At 41.6% G+C, this 17,668-nt stretch carries 9 protein-coding genes; 8 read left to right on the forward strand and 1 reads right to left on the reverse strand.

Annotated elements, in window-relative coordinates; all coding sequences use genetic code 11:
* The first annotated feature begins 140 nt into the window (after window positions 1-140).
* From DV942_RS07850 to DV942_RS07880, 7 genes are all read left to right on the forward strand, one after another.
* Window positions 141-3,272: a SusC/RagA family TonB-linked outer membrane protein gene (locus tag DV942_RS07850; RefSeq protein ID WP_145856608.1), complete on the forward strand. Its 3,132-nt coding sequence runs from the start codon at window positions 141-143 to the stop codon at window positions 3,270-3,272.
* A 61-nt stretch (window positions 3,273-3,333) separates the two neighbouring features.
* Window positions 3,334-5,166, forward strand: a complete 1,833-nt coding sequence (locus tag DV942_RS07855; protein ID WP_186462447.1) for a RagB/SusD family nutrient uptake outer membrane protein — start codon at window positions 3,334-3,336, stop codon at window positions 5,164-5,166.
* Between the two features lie 8 nt (window positions 5,167-5,174).
* Window positions 5,175-5,855, forward strand: a complete 681-nt coding sequence (locus DV942_RS07860; RefSeq protein ID WP_090981682.1) for a DUF3823 domain-containing protein — start codon at window positions 5,175-5,177, stop codon at window positions 5,853-5,855.
* A gap of 73 nt (window positions 5,856-5,928) precedes the next feature.
* Window positions 5,929-7,848, forward strand: a complete 1,920-nt coding sequence (locus DV942_RS07865) for a family 43 glycosylhydrolase (protein WP_145856610.1) — start codon at window positions 5,929-5,931, stop codon at window positions 7,846-7,848.
* Window positions 7,849-8,700: 852 nt separating this feature from the next.
* Window positions 8,701-9,282 carry a hypothetical protein gene (locus DV942_RS07870; protein ID WP_145856612.1) on the forward strand — a complete coding sequence of 194 codons (582 nt, stop codon included), beginning with the start codon at window positions 8,701-8,703 and terminating at the stop codon, window positions 9,280-9,282.
* A 129-nt stretch (window positions 9,283-9,411) separates the two neighbouring features.
* The gene (locus tag DV942_RS07875) at window positions 9,412-9,801 is read left to right on the forward strand and encodes a hypothetical protein (protein WP_134204089.1); all 390 of its coding nucleotides are present in this window, start codon (window positions 9,412-9,414) and stop codon (window positions 9,799-9,801) included.
* Between the two features lie 56 nt (window positions 9,802-9,857).
* Entirely contained in the window at window positions 9,858-10,043 is a 186-nt protein-coding gene (locus tag DV942_RS07880; protein ID WP_134204090.1) for a CsbD family protein, read from the forward strand.
* Between the two features lie 326 nt (window positions 10,044-10,369).
* Here the strand turns inward: DV942_RS07880 and DV942_RS07885 are convergent, their stop codons facing one another.
* Window positions 10,370-13,900, reverse strand: coding sequence for a family 43 glycosylhydrolase (locus DV942_RS07885; protein WP_145856614.1), 3,531 nt, complete (start codon window positions 13,898-13,900; stop codon window positions 10,370-10,372).
* Between the two features lie 333 nt (window positions 13,901-14,233).
* Between DV942_RS07885 and DV942_RS07890 the strand changes: the two genes are divergently transcribed.
* The gene (locus DV942_RS07890; RefSeq protein WP_145856616.1) at window positions 14,234-17,317 is read left to right on the forward strand and encodes a beta-L-arabinofuranosidase domain-containing protein; all 3,084 of its coding nucleotides are present in this window, start codon (window positions 14,234-14,236) and stop codon (window positions 17,315-17,317) included.
* Window positions 17,318-17,668: the final 351 nt, after the last annotated feature.

Below are 17,668 nucleotides of genomic sequence, written 5' to 3' on the forward strand. Positions count from 1 at the left end.
GGCAGATTTGAGGGGTACTACCTAAACGGGTATTCCATCAGATGACTACGGTGTTTACGCACCAGGCCAGGTTTTAACCCATCGGTAGTGTGGATCTATAACACTGGGCAAAAACACTTTTAAACAAAACCAAATATAACATGAGAATCCTGAAAATTTTCTTCTTATGCCTTATGGTATGGGGAATCCCCTATTACTCATTTGCGCAACGTAAGATTTCCGGACAAGTACTGAGTGAACTCAATGATCCGCTGGTAGGCGTAACCATTGTAGTTGAAGGTACTTTACCCAAAGAAATCACTACTACCGACGCCCAGGGACGTTTTACGCTCACCACGAGCAAAGGCGCATTTCTGGTTACTTACATCGGTTACAAAAACCAAACCATTGCCATTGGCGATAAAACGCAATTCACAATCAAAATGGAACCCGATAATCATGGATTGGAAGATGTGGTGGTAGTAGGTTACGGTAAACAATCTAAACGAAACATTACAGGTGCGGTAAGTAACCTGAAAGCCGAAGATGTGGTACGTACTTCTTCTACCAGTACGGCAGGTGCATTGGCGGGTAAAGTGCAGGGGGTTTCTGTACGCGCTAAAGATGCCCGTCCGGGACGCGGAGCCAGTATCGAAATCCGTAACATGGGGAACCCTTTATTTGTAATTGATGGGGTAGCTTATGGCGGCCAAACCGGAACCGACTGGGTGGGTACACAAAATGCATCAGGTGCTGATATTTTTAACTCACTGAACCTGGAAGATATTGAAAGTATATCTATTCTTAAAGATGCAGCTGCAGCAGTTTATGGTTTCAGAGCTTCAAAAGGAGTAGTTTTAATTACAACCAAAAAAGGTTCAAAAGACGAAAAGGTAAAAATTAATGTTAATGGTTATCTGGGCTGGCAAAACCTTACCCGTTTCCCTGAAATGGCAAACGCGGCACAATACACACGGGGTTTGGTAGAAGCAGCACAAAATGAAGGCCGCGACCCAAGCTCGGTATATACCCGAACAGAACTTGCCAAATGGCAGGCAGGTACTGAACCCGGTTATAAAAGTTATGATTATGCCGACATGGTGATCCGCAAGGATATTCCCCAGCAGTACATCAATGCCAACATTACCGGTGGCGGAAAAAACTCAAACTACTTCCTCTCGGTTGGTAACCTGAAACAGGATGCCATGATTAAGGATTTCAATTATAAACGCACCAACCTACAGGCCAACCTGGAAGCAACGGTACTTGAAGGACTTACCGTCGGCACCCAGATTTCTGCCCGTCAGGAAAAAACACAGGATGTGGGGTTACCGGGTGGAGACGGTTATTTTTCTTCCATTCTGGCCATTTTCAAAAACAGACCAACCGTTGGGCCATATGCCAATGATAATCCTTTATACCCAAATCAAACCAACGAGTTTGCCTATAATCCTGCAATCTTTAGCCGGGACATTGCTGGTTATAAAGACAACAGCTTTATGAGTGGTAATATTAATTTAACCGCTTCGTATAAAACAAAGTTTGGCCTCTCAGCAAAAGGTCTCGTTTCTTATAATTATACCAATAATAAGTTTGATGGATTTCAGTATACCTACGATGTTTACCGCTATGACAATGGCAACTACGTCCGCAGTAACGGAACCAATTCAAGATGGCGCTATAAAACCGACCGTGTCGCGGTAGCGAGGTCGGCACAATTCCAGTTAGATTATACCAAACAAATCGGAGACCATAATTTCTCGGTAATGGGTGGTTACGAGCGTTCAGACTGGGACAGGACACTGACCACAATAGGCTCAAATCCTACCAATAATTATATTCCGCTGGTAAACACCATTTCCGAATTGAGTGGTATAGGCGATGAATGGCTTTACGAAGCAAGAGCAGGTTTCATTGGTCGTTTCAACTATAATTACAAAGGAAAATATTTACTGGAAATATTAGGTCGTTATGATGGTTCTTACCTGTATTATTCGGGTAAAGAATGGGGACTTTTCCCAGGCGGAAGTTTAGGATGGCGGATCTCTGATGAGCCATTTTTCAAGCCATTAAAAGGGATCGTAAATGATATGAAACTTCGCGTTTCAGTTGGTCAAACCGGATTGGAAGAAGGCGTTGGCATGCATGGTTACTTATCAGGTTATAACTGGAATTCCGGAAATGCTGTATTAAACGGAGCATATTATCCGGGCATTCAACCTAAGGGGCTTCCTGTACGCAACCTTTCATGGGTAAAAAACACCAACTATAACGTAGGTATTGATGTTGGGATGTTTGATAATAAATTAACCCTTACAGCCGATGCGTTTAAAATTATTCGCACGGGCTATCCGGGTACAAAATACGACGTACTCCTACCATCTGAAATCGGTTATACGTTACCGAATGAGAACTTAAACAGCAATGGTTACTACGGAGCAGAAGGTATTATTACTTATGCCAGTAAAGTTGGCGAATTGAACTACACAGTGAGCGGAAACTTTACCTTTTCAAGATATAAAGTACTTGATTCATATAAGCCACGTTTCAGCAATTCGTATAACGAATATACCAATTCATCTGAAAACCGTTGGGGCGGCATTTGGTGGGGCTACGAGGTTGTAGGCCGTTTCCAGTCTGAAGAAGAAATCCGTAATTACCCGATTAACAACGATGGCAACAATAACAGAAATCAATTACCGGGAGATTTCATCTACAAAGATGTAAATGGAGATGGTGTGATCAATGACCTTGATCAGCGTCCGATTGGTTATCCTACCGGTTGGGCACCAATGATGTCTTTCGGAGGTCGCATTGGTTTATCATATAAAGGTATCGATCTGAATATTGATTTAGCCGGTGGTGCCATGCAGTCATGGAATCAGGACTATGAATTGAGAAATGCCTTTCATGGTGGTGGAAACTCACCTGCTTATCTACTGGAAGACAGGTGGCACAGGGCTGATCCTTACGACCCGACAAGTGCCTGGATTCCGGGCTATTACCCGGCAATCCGTAATGGTAATTCGGGGCCAAACAGCAGAAATAACAGTTTCTGGCTTAAAAATGTAAGATACTTACGTGTAAGAAATATGGAACTGGCTTATACCCTGCCTAAAACAATTGCCGACAAAATCAAAGCGCAAAAAATCCGCTTTTATGTAAACGGATCGAATATGATTTCTTTCGATAACGTAAAAGATTTCCAGATCGATCCGGAGATTGAAGCAGCAGCAGCAGTAGTGTATCCGCAGCAAAGGGTTTTTCTGGCAGGATTTAACATAACATTTTAAACAAAGGTAAATTCATATCAGCCTGCATCAGGCTGATCAATACCTTTAAAAATTGATTAAGATGAAAAAAATTTATATAGCGATTGCATTGTTTACGGGTTTAACCATGAACAGCTGCAAACACGATGACTGGTTTTACCGCGAATCTAAAACCACCATTACCGACGAACAATTGTGGAACGATCCAAATCTGATCACTTCACTTTTGGCAAATTACTATAACCGCCTGCCTTCTTTACATGGTGTTTTTAATACGGGCGGAATGACCGAGCTGGACGATGCCATGTGGTCGGGAACGCGCGATCAGAACGGCAAAAATGACTTTCAATATGGCAACGATTATGGTCGTTACTGGGATTATGGATTGATCAGGGACCTTAACCTTTCCATTGAAAACATCACTGCTCAGGGCGCAAAACTTACACCCGCTCAAAAAAGCCTCTATATAGGCGAAATGCGTTTTATGCGTGCCTTCGTTTACTTCGAAATGGTAAAACGCATGGGTGGCGTACCATTAGTAACAAAACAACTCATCTACGATTTTAGTGGCGACCCCAGTCCGCTACAGGTTCCGAGAGCAAAGGAATCAGAAGTTTACGATTTCATTTATAAAGAACTGGAAGAAATTAAAGCTGACCTGTCAGGCAATAACGGTATACCCACACGTGCCAATAAATATACAGCTTTAGCATTGGAAAGCAGGGCTATGCTTTATGCCGCTTCCATCGCTAAATACAATAGTTTAATGGCAGCTCCAATCAGCACCACTGGTGGCGAGGTGGGTATCCCAGCTTCAATGGCTACAGATTATTACAACAAATCGCTTGCAGCTTCGAAAGAAGTAATCGCTGGTCCGTATGCATTATACAATACCAATCCTGATAAAGGGGCGAACTTCTACGATATGCTGAACAAAAAACCTGTGAGTGAAGTCATCTTTGCAAAAGATTTTGCGCTTGGTACCAAGGTACATCGTTTTACTTATGATAACATCATCAAAAGCATGACGGAAGACAACGAAGCTTCATCAGCAATTTCACCTTCCTTAAGCCTGGTAGAGAGCTTCGATTATTTAGACGGAACAAAAGGTACTTTAAAAGATAAGGATGCCAGTGGCAATTACATTGCTTATGCTAACCCTGCTGATATTTTTGCCAACAAGGATGGTCGCTTATATGGAACTGTTATTTATCCCGGAACAACATTCAAAAACAATGCAGTAAGAATACAGGCCGGAGTAGCCGTATGGAATAACGGTAGTTATCAGTTAACTACTTCATCAGTACTCGGTGGAAATTACACGGATAATCAGGTTTGGACAGGTTTTGATGGACCTAAAGATGATGCCGTAGATGTAAGCAATACGGGTTTCTATATCCGTAAAATGGTGAGTGACGCCGCTGCGGCCAGTACACGTGGTACATCGGCTGTAAACTGGTGGCCTTGGTTCCGCCTTGGCGAAATCTACCTGAATGCTGCCGAAGCCGCTTTTGAGTTAGGCCGTCCGGAAGCTTTAGGATATGTTAATACAATCCGTGCACGTGCCGGATTTCCGGCAAATAGTTTAAGTGCCCTTACAAATGATATCATCCGTAATGAGCGCCGTATTGAGCTGGCTTTTGAAGATCACCGTTATTTCGACCTGAAAAGATGGCGCATTGCACACATCGTATGGGATGGTTCAGAAACCGACCCCAATGCAGTAGTAATGGGTTTATATTCTTACCGCGTAGTCAGACCTGGCCATCCGGATAATGGCAAATATATTTACGCACGCGTTCGCCCAACCCGCTTCCGCCGTGCCAGGTTCTTCCGTATGGCGAACTATTACTCTTCAATTGATCAAACGGTATTGAACAATAACCCTAAAATTGTTCGCAATCCATTCCATTAATTATTAAGATGATGAAATTTAGATTTTTAACAATCATAACAGCAGCCAGTATCTTTCTGGCCGGCTGCAGCGAATACGACAATTTCGACGCTCCGGAATTAACCTTATCCGGAAAAGTGGTTTATCAGGGAAAAGCAGTGAGTGTTCGTAACAATGGCCCCCAGTTAGAATTATGGCAGAATGGTTATCCGCTCAAATCACCTATTTATGTGTACATGAATCAGGATGGTAGTTTTTCCTCAAAATTATTTGCCGGTCAGTACAAATTGGTACGTCGGGCTGATGCACCCTGGTTGCAACAGGCCACTGACACGATCAGGGTAAATCTTACAGAAAACACCAATATTGATGTGCCAGTAACGCCTTACTTTACCATCACCAATGAAACCTTTCAAAAGTCCGGAAACACCATCAATGCAAATTTTGTTGTGAATAAGGTGGTTGCCACTGCCAATGTTGAACTGGTACGCCTCTACCTGGGAAAATCGGTTTTAACCGATCAGGTTCAGCGGGAAGTTCGGGTAGACGGAAGTGTTCCTTCACTTGTATTTGGCGCACAAACAACATTGTCGGCTGATATTCCCGACAACCTTAAATCGCTTGACTTTATTTACGCAAGAATTGGTGTAAAAACCACAATTGCCGGTGAGTATGTTTACTCACCTGTGCAAAAAATAGCTTTAAAATAATATAAACAGGGTGTGGTTTTAATTCACCACACCCTGTTTATTAAATACCAGTAATCAACTCAATCCTTTAAATATGAAAAGACTTCCATGTAAACGCCTGATCCTATTTTCTTTTTTACATTTTGCTTTTATTGGAAATTTATTCAGTCAGGAATATAAATCAGGACCTGCAGAAAAAGATTTTGCAGGATATCTATTTACCTATTTTAAAGGAAATGCAGTAAAAGACGAAGCCCTTTGCTTTGCCATCAGCACCGATGGTTACAATTACCGTGCATTGAATAACAATGAACCTGTTCTCGATTCGAAACAGATCAGTTCTACCGGTGGCATCCGCGATCCCCATATCTTACGTTCGGCAGATGGTCGTTCTTTTTATATGGTGGTAACTGATATGACATCATCAAAAGGCTGGGATTCTAACCGGGCGATGACTTTATTAAAGTCAGAAGACCTCATTAACTGGAAACACAGCATCATCAATATCCAGAAACGCTTTAAAGGCCACGACGACCTTAAACGCGTATGGGCACCCCAAACCATATTTGATCCCGCTAAAGGAAAGTACATGGTTTACTTCTCGATGCAGCATGGCACCGGCCCTGATATTATTTATTATGCCTATGCCAATAAAGACTTCACCGATTTTGAAGAGGAACCTAAAGTGTTGTTTAGTCCAAAAAATGGCAAATCGTGTATTGATGGCGATATCATCAACAAAAACGGAATCTTCCACCTGTTCTATAAAACTGAGGGCAATGGAAACGGAATTAAACTCGCCCTTACCGACTCCCTAACTTCAGGAAGATGGATTGAACAACCAGGCTATAAACAACAAACCCGCGATGCTGTTGAAGGTTCGGCAGTATTTAAGCTCAACAGATCAGATAAATATATTCTGATGTATGATGTGTATGGCAAGGGTAAATACCAGTTTTGCGAGAGTACAGATTTAGACCGCTTTAAAGTGATTGATCATGAGGTTAAAATGGATTTCCATCCCCGCCATGGTACCATAATTCCAATTTCGCGCAGTGAATTGCGAAACCTAACCGCTAAATGGGGAATCCCGTCAGGCATGGAACTAAAACTCGCTAAAAACCCGGTGCTCGACGGTTTTTATGCTGACCCAGATGTACTTTATGCCAACAAGACTAAAAAATACTACATCTACCCTACCAGCGATGGTTTCGACGGCTGGGGCGGATATTATTTCAAAACGTTCTCCTCTACCGACCTTATAAACTGGAAGGATGAAGGCGTTATCCTCGACCTGAAAAAAGATGTAAAATGGGGTAACCGCAATGCCTGGGCACCCACTATTGCCGAAAAAAAGGTAGGAAAAGACTATCAGTACTTTTACTATTTTACTGCAGCCCAAAAAATTGGTGTAGCTTCATCAGATCTCCCTACAGGCCCTTTTAAAGACTCCGGGAGGCCGCTGATTAACTTTAAACCTGAAGGAATTAAAGGCGGGCAAGAAATCGATCCTGCCGTATTTACCGATCCCAAAACAGGGAAAAGCTACCTCTACTGGGGGAACGGTTACCTGGCGGTAGCTGAACTAAATAAGGATATGATTTCTTTAAAACCTAATTCGACCAAGGTTTTAAAAACAGATGAAACTTTCAGAGAGGGTTGTTATGTATTTTATAGAAAAGGTACCTATTATTTTATGTGGTCAGAAGATGATACCCGAAGTGAGAATTACCGTGTACGTTATGGAACGTCAAAATCTCCATTAGGTCCAATCAGCATTCAGCAAAATAACCTCGTACTGCAGAAAAATCCCGAATCCGGTATTTTTGGAACGGGCCATAATTCTGTGCTGCAGATTCCGGGTAAAGACGAATGGTATATCATTTACCACAGATTCAATTATCCTGACGGCATAAACATGGGCGATGCAGCAGGGTTTAACCGTGAAGTTTGCATGGACCGCATGTATTTCGATAACGCAGGGAACATTATCCCCATAAAACCCACGCACTAAACAATATATTAGCTCAAATGGTGCTATTGCTGTAAAAGCTACTCGCGTAATGACAGGCGCTCCACCTCAAATCAGGGTAGCCAGTTATTTTGGTATTGCTAACAAACTGAAACCTATTCAAACCCGAAGGACTGAAAGAAGGCAAAAAATGGAGTTGCTTTACGGCATCAGCTGATTCCGAAATTTTAAGCCGGATTTAAGATGATTTTAAGGAATTGCATAGTGCCGGATATCGTCAACTCCACAGCGTAAACGCGCGAAGGCTCTGCGAAGCAATCTTTTAAATTCAATTTAGATAATTTGGTCTAAAACGCTGTGCTTCGTGTTGCTCCGTCGAGATCAAGACCATCCGATCTGAGTCTTTCAATAGCAGCCCGGTTTAAAAATCTTTTAGCCAACCAATCTGGTCAAGAAAAGTAAATTAATGCTAACATAAGTAGCAATCGCTGTAATTTGTCTACACCCATTACATCGCAAAACTGGTTAAATACGTAATCAATTCCTATTTGGAAGCCAAACAAGCCACTCCTTTTAGGAGTATTTTTATGTAACAAAACCGAAACATTCATATTGTCCCTCTGTTATTCCATCTATAAAAATGAACAGTATGAATAATAATTTTACAAAATTTACGATGTTAATCACCTTGATAAGTTTATTAACTCAGCTGTTTGTGCAGGAAACGGCAACGACTTCAGAAAGATTTGTAAACAATCTCTAAGAACCTGGAGTCATTGAGGCAACAGGTTATGGTCCATGTCAACCGATAGCAAGCAATAAAACTGCTACGGGCCGTCAGGAAAACCGTCGAGTAGAATTCACCTTATATTAATCAATAATAAATTATCAATCATGAAAAAATTTTTAGTAACAGCAATTATCTCTGCAACTACCATTTTTGCGGCAAATGCCCAAATCCAAAAAGGCAATGTAATGGTTGGAGGCAACTTAACCAACATCAACCTTGGTTTAGATGATCCAAAAATATTCAGTGTAGACATCACTCCAAAAGCAGCCTGGTTTATACAGGATAATGTAGCGGTGGGTGGTTATGTAAATTTCGGTTTAAAAACGGCTAAAAACTCCAGCACAACCACCAGTTACGGAGTTGGTGCATTAGGCCGCTATTATACCGGAAAAGATGTTGAAGTGTTACGCCATGGCCGTTTATTTGCAGAAGCTACTGTTGGTATTGGCGGTGTTAATGTAAGCAATGGCGGTGGCAACACAAATGGCTTAAACTTAAGCGTTGGACCGGGTTTTGCCTATTTCATTACACCAAACATTGGCCTCGAAACCTTATTAAAATACAATGGGCTGGTTGGTTTTGGAAGTGCAACAACCCAAAATAACCTGAACCTGTCTTTCGGATTTCAGATTTATTTGCCGGGACAGAGAACGGCAAACAAAGTTAAAAGAGACGTTGCAAATTAAGTCTAAAAATCAGAAGCTGCTTTCTATAGGAAGCAGTTTCTTTTCTAAAGTAAAGACGATGGTCTCAGGGTTTTCTAAATCCACTATACGCTCTTTACATGAGAACAACTTAACAAAATGATTTAAGCAATGACTACAGGAAAAAAAATCGGAACCATTGCAGCAGTAGTTGGCATTGTGCTGGTTTCCGGCCTGATTTATTATCATTACTTCTTTGTATTTGGTGAAGGAGTGAAAGCCGGAGAGCTGAATTACATCGTTAAAAAAGGATATATTTTCAAAACCAATGAGGGAAAACTGATTCAAAGTGGCGTTCGTTCCAGACAAATGGGGACGTTGGAAAACAATGAGTTCGAATTTTCTGTAACCGATGAAAATATTGCGAAACAAATGATGGGAAACAGTGGCAAGTTTTATGAACTGCATTACAAGGAATATAAGAGTAGCCTACCCTGGAGGGGATTTAGCAGATATGTGGTAGATAGCATATATGCCGCTAAAGATGTTCAGAGCAAGTAAGCAACAGCCAATTTTCAAAAAAAATAAACTGAAATACTAAATCTTAAATAAAAAAAATGGACAAATTAGAACTTAAAGGTACCTGGAATGAACTTAAAGGAAAAGTTAAACAGGCCTATGCAGATTTAACCGAAGATGATTTAAAGTATGAGGAGGGAAAAGATGATGAACTTTATGGCAAACTGCAGCAAAAAACAGGCAAAACCCGCGAACAGGTTGTAGATTGGCTAAAATCTTTGTAGTTAACAATCACACACATCTTCGTTTCAACCAAAGTGAGGTAATATGATTATTGGTATAAATGTCATCCAGAAGAATCATTTATTCTGAAAAAATCAAAAGGAATGGTAGATAAATTTAAGTGAATAGTATCCGCCAAGAGGTCGTCATTCCAGCTTGATCCAATAGTCATCGTACGGGAATCTTAAAAGGCTTGCATTAAGATTCCCGCATGCGCGAGAATGACGACCTTACCAGTGGATCCTCTAAATGGTCGTTTTCCGCAAATTTTGGGCAAGCAGTCAAATCCAAAATCAACCGATTAATACGAAATAAGTGAGAAGCAGTATCATTCTTTTTTCTTTTGGATAACCTTAAAATCACTAAATGATGCATAACCCGAAATGTCTCCGTAAGTAGCATGATAAACACCAACCTCTAAAACACTGCTCATATCATCCCTTTTTATCGGACTGCCGGGAAGATCTACCCATGCCTTTCCATCATGGCTGCCACGCAAAAAGAATAGATTTCCCTGCCGCTGTATCTGCAAATGACGACAAAAATTCCATGCCGCCAGGTTATTCACCTGTTTGCGTTCGCCGGCAATTAAATCCGTTATAATGTTTCCAATGCCCCAGCCAGGCATTACCCCATTTTGTAAAAGTTTTTTGGCATTAGATGGCTCTTTAACCATTATACCGGCTTCGTTTGCGCCATAAGCTTTCTTCTGGTTAAATCCTAACATATCAGACAGCAACACCTCTGCAACAAAATCGCCTTCCACCTGATGGTAGGCAAAAGGTCCGGCCGGCATTGATCCATCCCAGAATGTATGGTGCGACACCAATTTTAACACGCCGGCTTGCTGGGCTACAGTGTCAGCATTTCCCGTAAAACCATCCCAGGAAGTACCCTTTAAAGCATCCGCTCCTGCCGGAATTGATATGGCCGATCCGCGTTGTTTTCTGATGATAAAAAGTGTAGAATCTGTTGTAACCATAGCCGGCGAGGAGTTCAGGCTAATATTGCCAAAGTTATCTCTAACCTTTACGGTATAAGCGTAGCGCATTTGAGGTGAAACAGAGAAATCTGTATAAGCTGAAGATTTTAGCCATTTGGGGGTGTTTTTATCTCCATCTTGTTGAAAAAGATACTCAAAACTGGTACCTGGTAGCATTGGTTTATTCGCAGCCATATACACCATATTGGGTGTAACCGCTGCTGGTTTTAAAGCAAATGACGCATTAACGAGGTTGCTGTTTTGTGTCTGTTTCCAAAAATCAAACTCCTGCTTACAGGCATTATCATCAAGCGCGTAATTATATGCAGCCATAGCAGATATGGCTACCGGATCCGCTGTAGTTGCTGCTCCGATTAAAACACGCTGATTTTTTGGCTGGCCTGGTAAATCGATATTTTCAACCCTTTTACCATTGATAACAACCTTAAATTTTCCTTTATTGCAGGTGCAGATTACCTGCTGCCACTTTCCGGTGCCTACTATGCTTGTCGTTTTATGGCCAAAAAATAAATCTGTTTTTGCACCAGCCTGCGCGTACAGTGAAAAAATAGCACTAAAAGGTTTTGAAAAATCTAGTTTTTTCGCCAGTTCACTTCCTAAAAGTAACTGTCCTCCACGATCTAATTTCACTGCTATTTTTCCGTTTACATCCGCAACTTCTGCTTTACTCTCAATTACAAGTTTTCCTAAAGCAGCTCCGTTATTGGTCCACTGATCCAACCTGCCATAGGCGAGATTTTTAGCTTCAACATACAGCGGGGTGTTATTTGGCAGCCCTTTTTTATAGGCAGTTTTAACCTGCTCATGGCTTAGCGGAATATCATAAATTTTTAAGGACGCCAATGCCCCAGAAAATCCTGCGGTTCCATCTTCATTTCCACCAATCAGAAAATGTTTAAGGTTATTGATGAAAAGCATTCTTCTCTCGGTTCTGTCCAATTCCCCATCTACATAAATCCGTTCCATTGTCCCATCAAAAACAACGCTGATCAGGTGCCATTCGTTGGCTTTCGGAACATGTTTATAGCCTAAATCTGCCCAACCTAAATGGTTGATGGCAGCGGCAGTTTTACTGTTCCCATAACCAACTGCTGCATTACTTAAATCAACACCGCCCCGCCCTGTCCAGGATACAATGGTTTCTTCTTTATCAATTTCCGGATTTAAAACCCACATACTCACACTATAGCTGCTGTTTCCAAGCAGCGATTTTGGTGCAGGTGCTGTTGAGGATAAGCGCTCACGGCCAGTAAAAAACAACGCTTTTTTACCACCAATCATCGAGGTAAGGGGTTTAATCGGTCCGACAGCCGAAAAATACCCACCCAACTTCCCCTTATTTTGAACATTGGTTACCACGGCGTTTGCGCGGAGATGATCTAACGACAGATTCACTAACAAACCTTTTGGTTCAAAAGCATTTAAAGGTTCCCATTTTTTAATTTTGGTATGCATTACAGGTTGGTATTCTGCATGATCGAAAACCTTGATATTCCATATGGCTTTATTCAATCCCGGATATTCTGTGTGTAAAACCATTGTACGGAGGTATCGTGCCTTAACATCGGCAAAATCAATCATCGGGCTTCCATGCCGGGTATTTTTGCTGCGATCAGCATAAACTTTCCACTTTTTTCCATCAGCCGAATACATGATTTTATACTGATAATACCAGGTCGCATATTCAAACTGTGTATGAATGCTTTTAACAGGATATACTTTTCCCAGATCTACCTGCACCCAGGCAGGCCCTACATTGCTTTTACCTTTCCATAAGGTTCCGTTATTATCATCAAAGGCAAATTCCGCTTTAAAATTCTCATCATAGCTGGAAGATGCAGAGACCTTTTTACCTAGAGCTAAATTTGGATGTGGATTGACATCTTTGGCGAGGTAGCCGATTCCGGTATGGGTAGGCACAATCTTAAGTATATTTCTTTCCTCATCAAACTGTATTTGATCTGCAGCTACCTGCCTGTGGTAACCGCCGTCATTATGCGGGTTATTATGCCGGTGGTACACCAGGTAAAAATCATCACCCTGCTGCAATACAGATTGGTGGCCCGGCCCATGCACCGTTCCATCTTGATTTGTAGCTAAAATAGGATTGTTTTTACCATATTTAAACGGGCCCATCGGATTAGTTGCTGTGGCATACTGAACCCGGTACGTACCATCTTCACAATATCCTGATGAATAAGTCAGATAATAAATCCCTTTTCTTTTAAACACAAACGGAGCTTCAAAAAATTCTTTTGCATCAGTATTGGGAATCTGGCCCAGCTTGGCAAATGACTTCATGTCTGCGTTCAAAAGGCCGACACCACAGCCGTGGTTAGGATAAATCCCCCAGGTACCCCAGTACATATAATATTGGCCATCGTCATCTTTGAAAGTCTGGCCATCAAGTGTAATCACATTTGGCACCATGTAATTAGACACAATCGGTTTGCCTTTAGGCAACAGCGAGGTCCACGGGCCAACGGGGCTCAGAGATGAGGCACCGAAAATCTCTACGGGTTGACAGTAATACAGGTAAAATTTGCCATCGGCGCCCTGTGTTACATCCGGCGCCCAATAGTGGTGTGTGGTTGGCCAGTTCATATCCTGCATGGTCCAGTTTACAAAGTCTTTGGATGTCCATACCTGAGAGGGACCGAAACCACCGCCATTCCCATCGGTTGTGGCATATATATAATAAGTATCTCCGAATTTTTTGACAGTTGGGTCTGCAAAATACCCTGGTATAATCGGATTTCCATGCACCATAGCCTCGCTCGCATATTGAGCCATTGCAGCCTGAACAGTAAAACATAAGTGCAATAAAATGAATAACTTTATGTATTTTTTCTTCATTGATTAAAGATTATACCGGGGCCGTATAAACCAGCCATTATAAAAATATGCCTGTAAATATAACTGATGTACAAACTAAATTTCCGTTGCATATTAATACATTGTATCAATATTTTAACCGTTCATTCTCCGAATGCAGATTTTAAACATCATCTTAAACGATAGCTTACCATCGATAAGCCTACTAAGTGCGGTTCAGGTTGACGACGGCTTTAAATCAAAAGCAGATAATAGTTATTTCACCTATTCATCCTCTAATAAGGTTAAAATATGCACAATACCTGCAACTTATAAGGCTTTACCACTCATACTTTTTGTCTAATTTTACCTGTTATGAAGAGTCCGCTAAATATTAAAATTCATAAATTAAGCCGTTACACTATTCCATGTCTTGCTATTTTTATATTTGCAAGCAACATCGCGCTGGCCCAAAACGGCGATCAGATCCTGGATGGTATTGGAGAAACGGCCATGAGTGCCAGGTATGAACTTAAAGGCGATTTAAAAGATTGGTCAAGAAATCGCTTTAATGCAAACCTCATTGGAGGTGAACCCGAATTTGTACAAGACAGTCGCTTCGGAAAAGTGCTTTCTCTGCCGGGAACTAACGGAACTTATGTAAGTATACCTGACGGAGCATTAACCGATGTTGAATCCATCAGCGTAACCGCTTGGGTTTTGCTTAAAAGTGAGCGTGCGGAACAGTGCTTTTTCGACTTCGGTCAAAATTCGGAAAGGCATTTTGCCTCACAATTTAATCTTAAACAGAATGACCAGGGTTTTCTTGCTGTTATCCAAAATGGAAAACAATCGAATATCACAAAGGCGGCTGCTCCTGCTCTTAACCAATGGGCACATCTGGCCATTGTTGTCGATATTGCTTCAAAATCGATGACTAGTTACCTTAACGGTAAAAAAGTTGCTGAAGAAAAAGATATCAATTTTGACCTGACATCAATTTTGGGTGAGCACAAACCAGATAAGAAATCACTGGTCCTTGGCAATGCCTTGTCAGCCAAAAATAAAGCGCTGAATGCTTTAATCCATGATTTCAGGATTTATAGGGTCGCCTTAAATGCAAAACAAATTGTTTCGGTTTATCAGCACGGACAAAACCAAACTAATGAAACGGCAGTTAACACATCGGCAAAAACGGATGATGACCTGCAACATTTCCCTGCAGATGCCGCTCAGTTATACACCAAATACCTCACTGGGGTAGATCATATTGAAGTGACAACAAGTGTTGGTGATCTTCCCCGGTTACCCGGGGCCATTGCCGGAACTTATCAAACCGGTAAAACCGGCCCAATAGTAAAAGTAATCTGGCCCAATCCAACAGATAATTCAGCTGTTAGCCAACCGGGAAATTATACCATTACCGGTTATGTACCAGGAACAAACTTTAAGCCAAAAGCACTGGTAACCGTAACTGGCAGCGACAAAAGTGCAACACCAGATATTAAGCTACTACCTTTTGCCTTGAACCAGGTAACCCTGAAAGCTGACCACGAAGGCCATGACACAAAATTTATTGAAAACAGGAATAAGTTTATCCGTACATTGGCTAAAACAGACCCTAATTCATTCCTGTATATGTTTCGCCATGCCTTTGGTCAGAAACAGCCTGCTGGTGCGAAACCGCTTGGCGTTTGGGACAGCGAAGATACTAAGTTGCGGGGCCATGCCACGGGACATTATTTGAGCGCTATTGCACAGGCTTATGCCGGCTCAGGTGGTGATCAAACATTGCAGAAAATTTTCGCCGATAAAATGGCGTATATGGTAAATACACTTTATGCCTTATCTCAACTATCCGGAAAACCTCAAAAAGCGGGAGGTGCATTTATTGCCGATCCTTTGGCTATTCCTTACGGTCCGGGAAAAACTGCTTATGATTCTGATATCAGCGAAAAGGGAATCAGAAGGGATTACTGGAATTGGGGAAAAGGTTTTATAAGTGCTTATCCGCCAGATCAGTTTATCATGCTTGAAAATGGTGCTAAATATGGTGGTCAAAATAATCAGATTTGGGCTCCCTATTATACTTTACATAAAATATTAGCCGGACTAATTGATATTTACGAGGTTAGCGGGAATAAAAAAGCACTTGAAATTGCCACCAATATGGCTGATTGGGTACAAATCCGACTAAGTGCCTTACCACAACAAACCTTAACCAGAATGTGGAATACCTACATTGCCGGTGAGTTTGGCGGCATGAATGAATCAATGGCACATCTTTACCGAATCACCGGAAAGGAAAAATACCTAAAAACGGCACAGCTTTTCGATAATATCCGCTTATTTTATGGCGATGATGCGCACAGCAGTGGCTTAGCTAAAAATGTAGATCTTTTTCGTGGCCTTCACGCCAATCAGCATATTCCACAGATTGTTGGCAGTATGGAACTTTATCGGGTATCCCAACAGTCAGATTACTTTAAAATTGCAGATAACTTCTGGCATAAAGTTGTAAACAATTACATGTATAGCATAGGTGGTGTTGCTGGAGCAAGAAATCCGGCCAATGCAGAATGTTTTATTGCACAGCCAGGAAGTTTATATGAAAACGGCTTTTCTGAAGGTGGGCAAAATGAAACCTGCGCCACTTACAACATGCTTAAACTTACAGGCGATTTGTTTCTTTTTGAACAAAAAGCGGAATTAATGGACTACTACGAACGCGCTTTATATAATGATATTTTAGCTTCCGTAGCAAAAGACAATCCCGGAAATACTTATCATATCTCACTTAGACCAGGTTCTGCAAAACAGTTCAGCAATGGAGACATGAGCGGCTTTACCTGCTGCAATGGTACCGCATTAGAAAGCAGTACCAAGCTACAGAATTCGATTTATTTTAAAAGCAAAGATGATGATGCACTTTATGTAAACCTTTATATCCCCTCTACATTAGATTGGAAAGCGCGAAAGATAAGAATAGAACAGACAACAGATTTCCCGAAAGAAGACCATACCAAACTAACGGTTCATGGAAATGGAAAATTCGACATCAATGTGCGTGTGCCAGGATGGGCAAACAAAGGTTTTTTTGTTAAAATCAATGGCATTATACAAAAGCTTGTGGCCAGCCCGGGCAGTTATCTTAAAATAAGCCGCGATTGGAAAGATGGAGATGTTGTGGAATTGAAAATGCCTTTCACATTCCACCTCGATCCGGTAATGGACCAGCAGAATATTGCCAGCTTATTTTACGGCCCCATATTGCTTGCTGCCCAGGAACCTGAAGCGCGAAAAGACTGGCGTAAAATTACCTTAGATGCACAAGACATCAGCAAGAGCATTAAAGGTGATCCGAAGCAGCTACAGTTCACCATCGATAATGTGGCTTTCAAACCATTTTACGAAACATACGGCCGCCATTCGGTTTACCTGGATGTAACCTTAAAATAACTCTTTCGGATTGGGGCAAAACGCCCCAATCCGAAAGAGAAATCAGATGCCTCACAGCATTACCTGTCTGTCCGGAGGACTCTACCGGCTAATAATTGAAAAGAGTCTGTGACTCGTTTTGCTCCGACACAGATATAAATCAACAATACCTTAAGATAACTTTCCCTCTACCTTTTATTTAGCTATTGTTAGCTTGCCAACCGAAAGCGCGTCAGATATTTGGTCTATCTGATCGCTGACAGTACCATTACTCAACCAATGCAAGTACTAAGCAATGCGCCAGCAGTGTGCTAGCAGGTACGAAGCAAACCTGGCCGGAAGGTGGCATAAATGTGGGGTAAACGTGGCGTA

Origin of the sequence: Pedobacter suwonensis (assembly GCF_007833675.1) — a bacterium.
Lineage (GTDB): Bacteria > Bacteroidota > Bacteroidia > Sphingobacteriales > Sphingobacteriaceae > Pedobacter > Pedobacter suwonensis.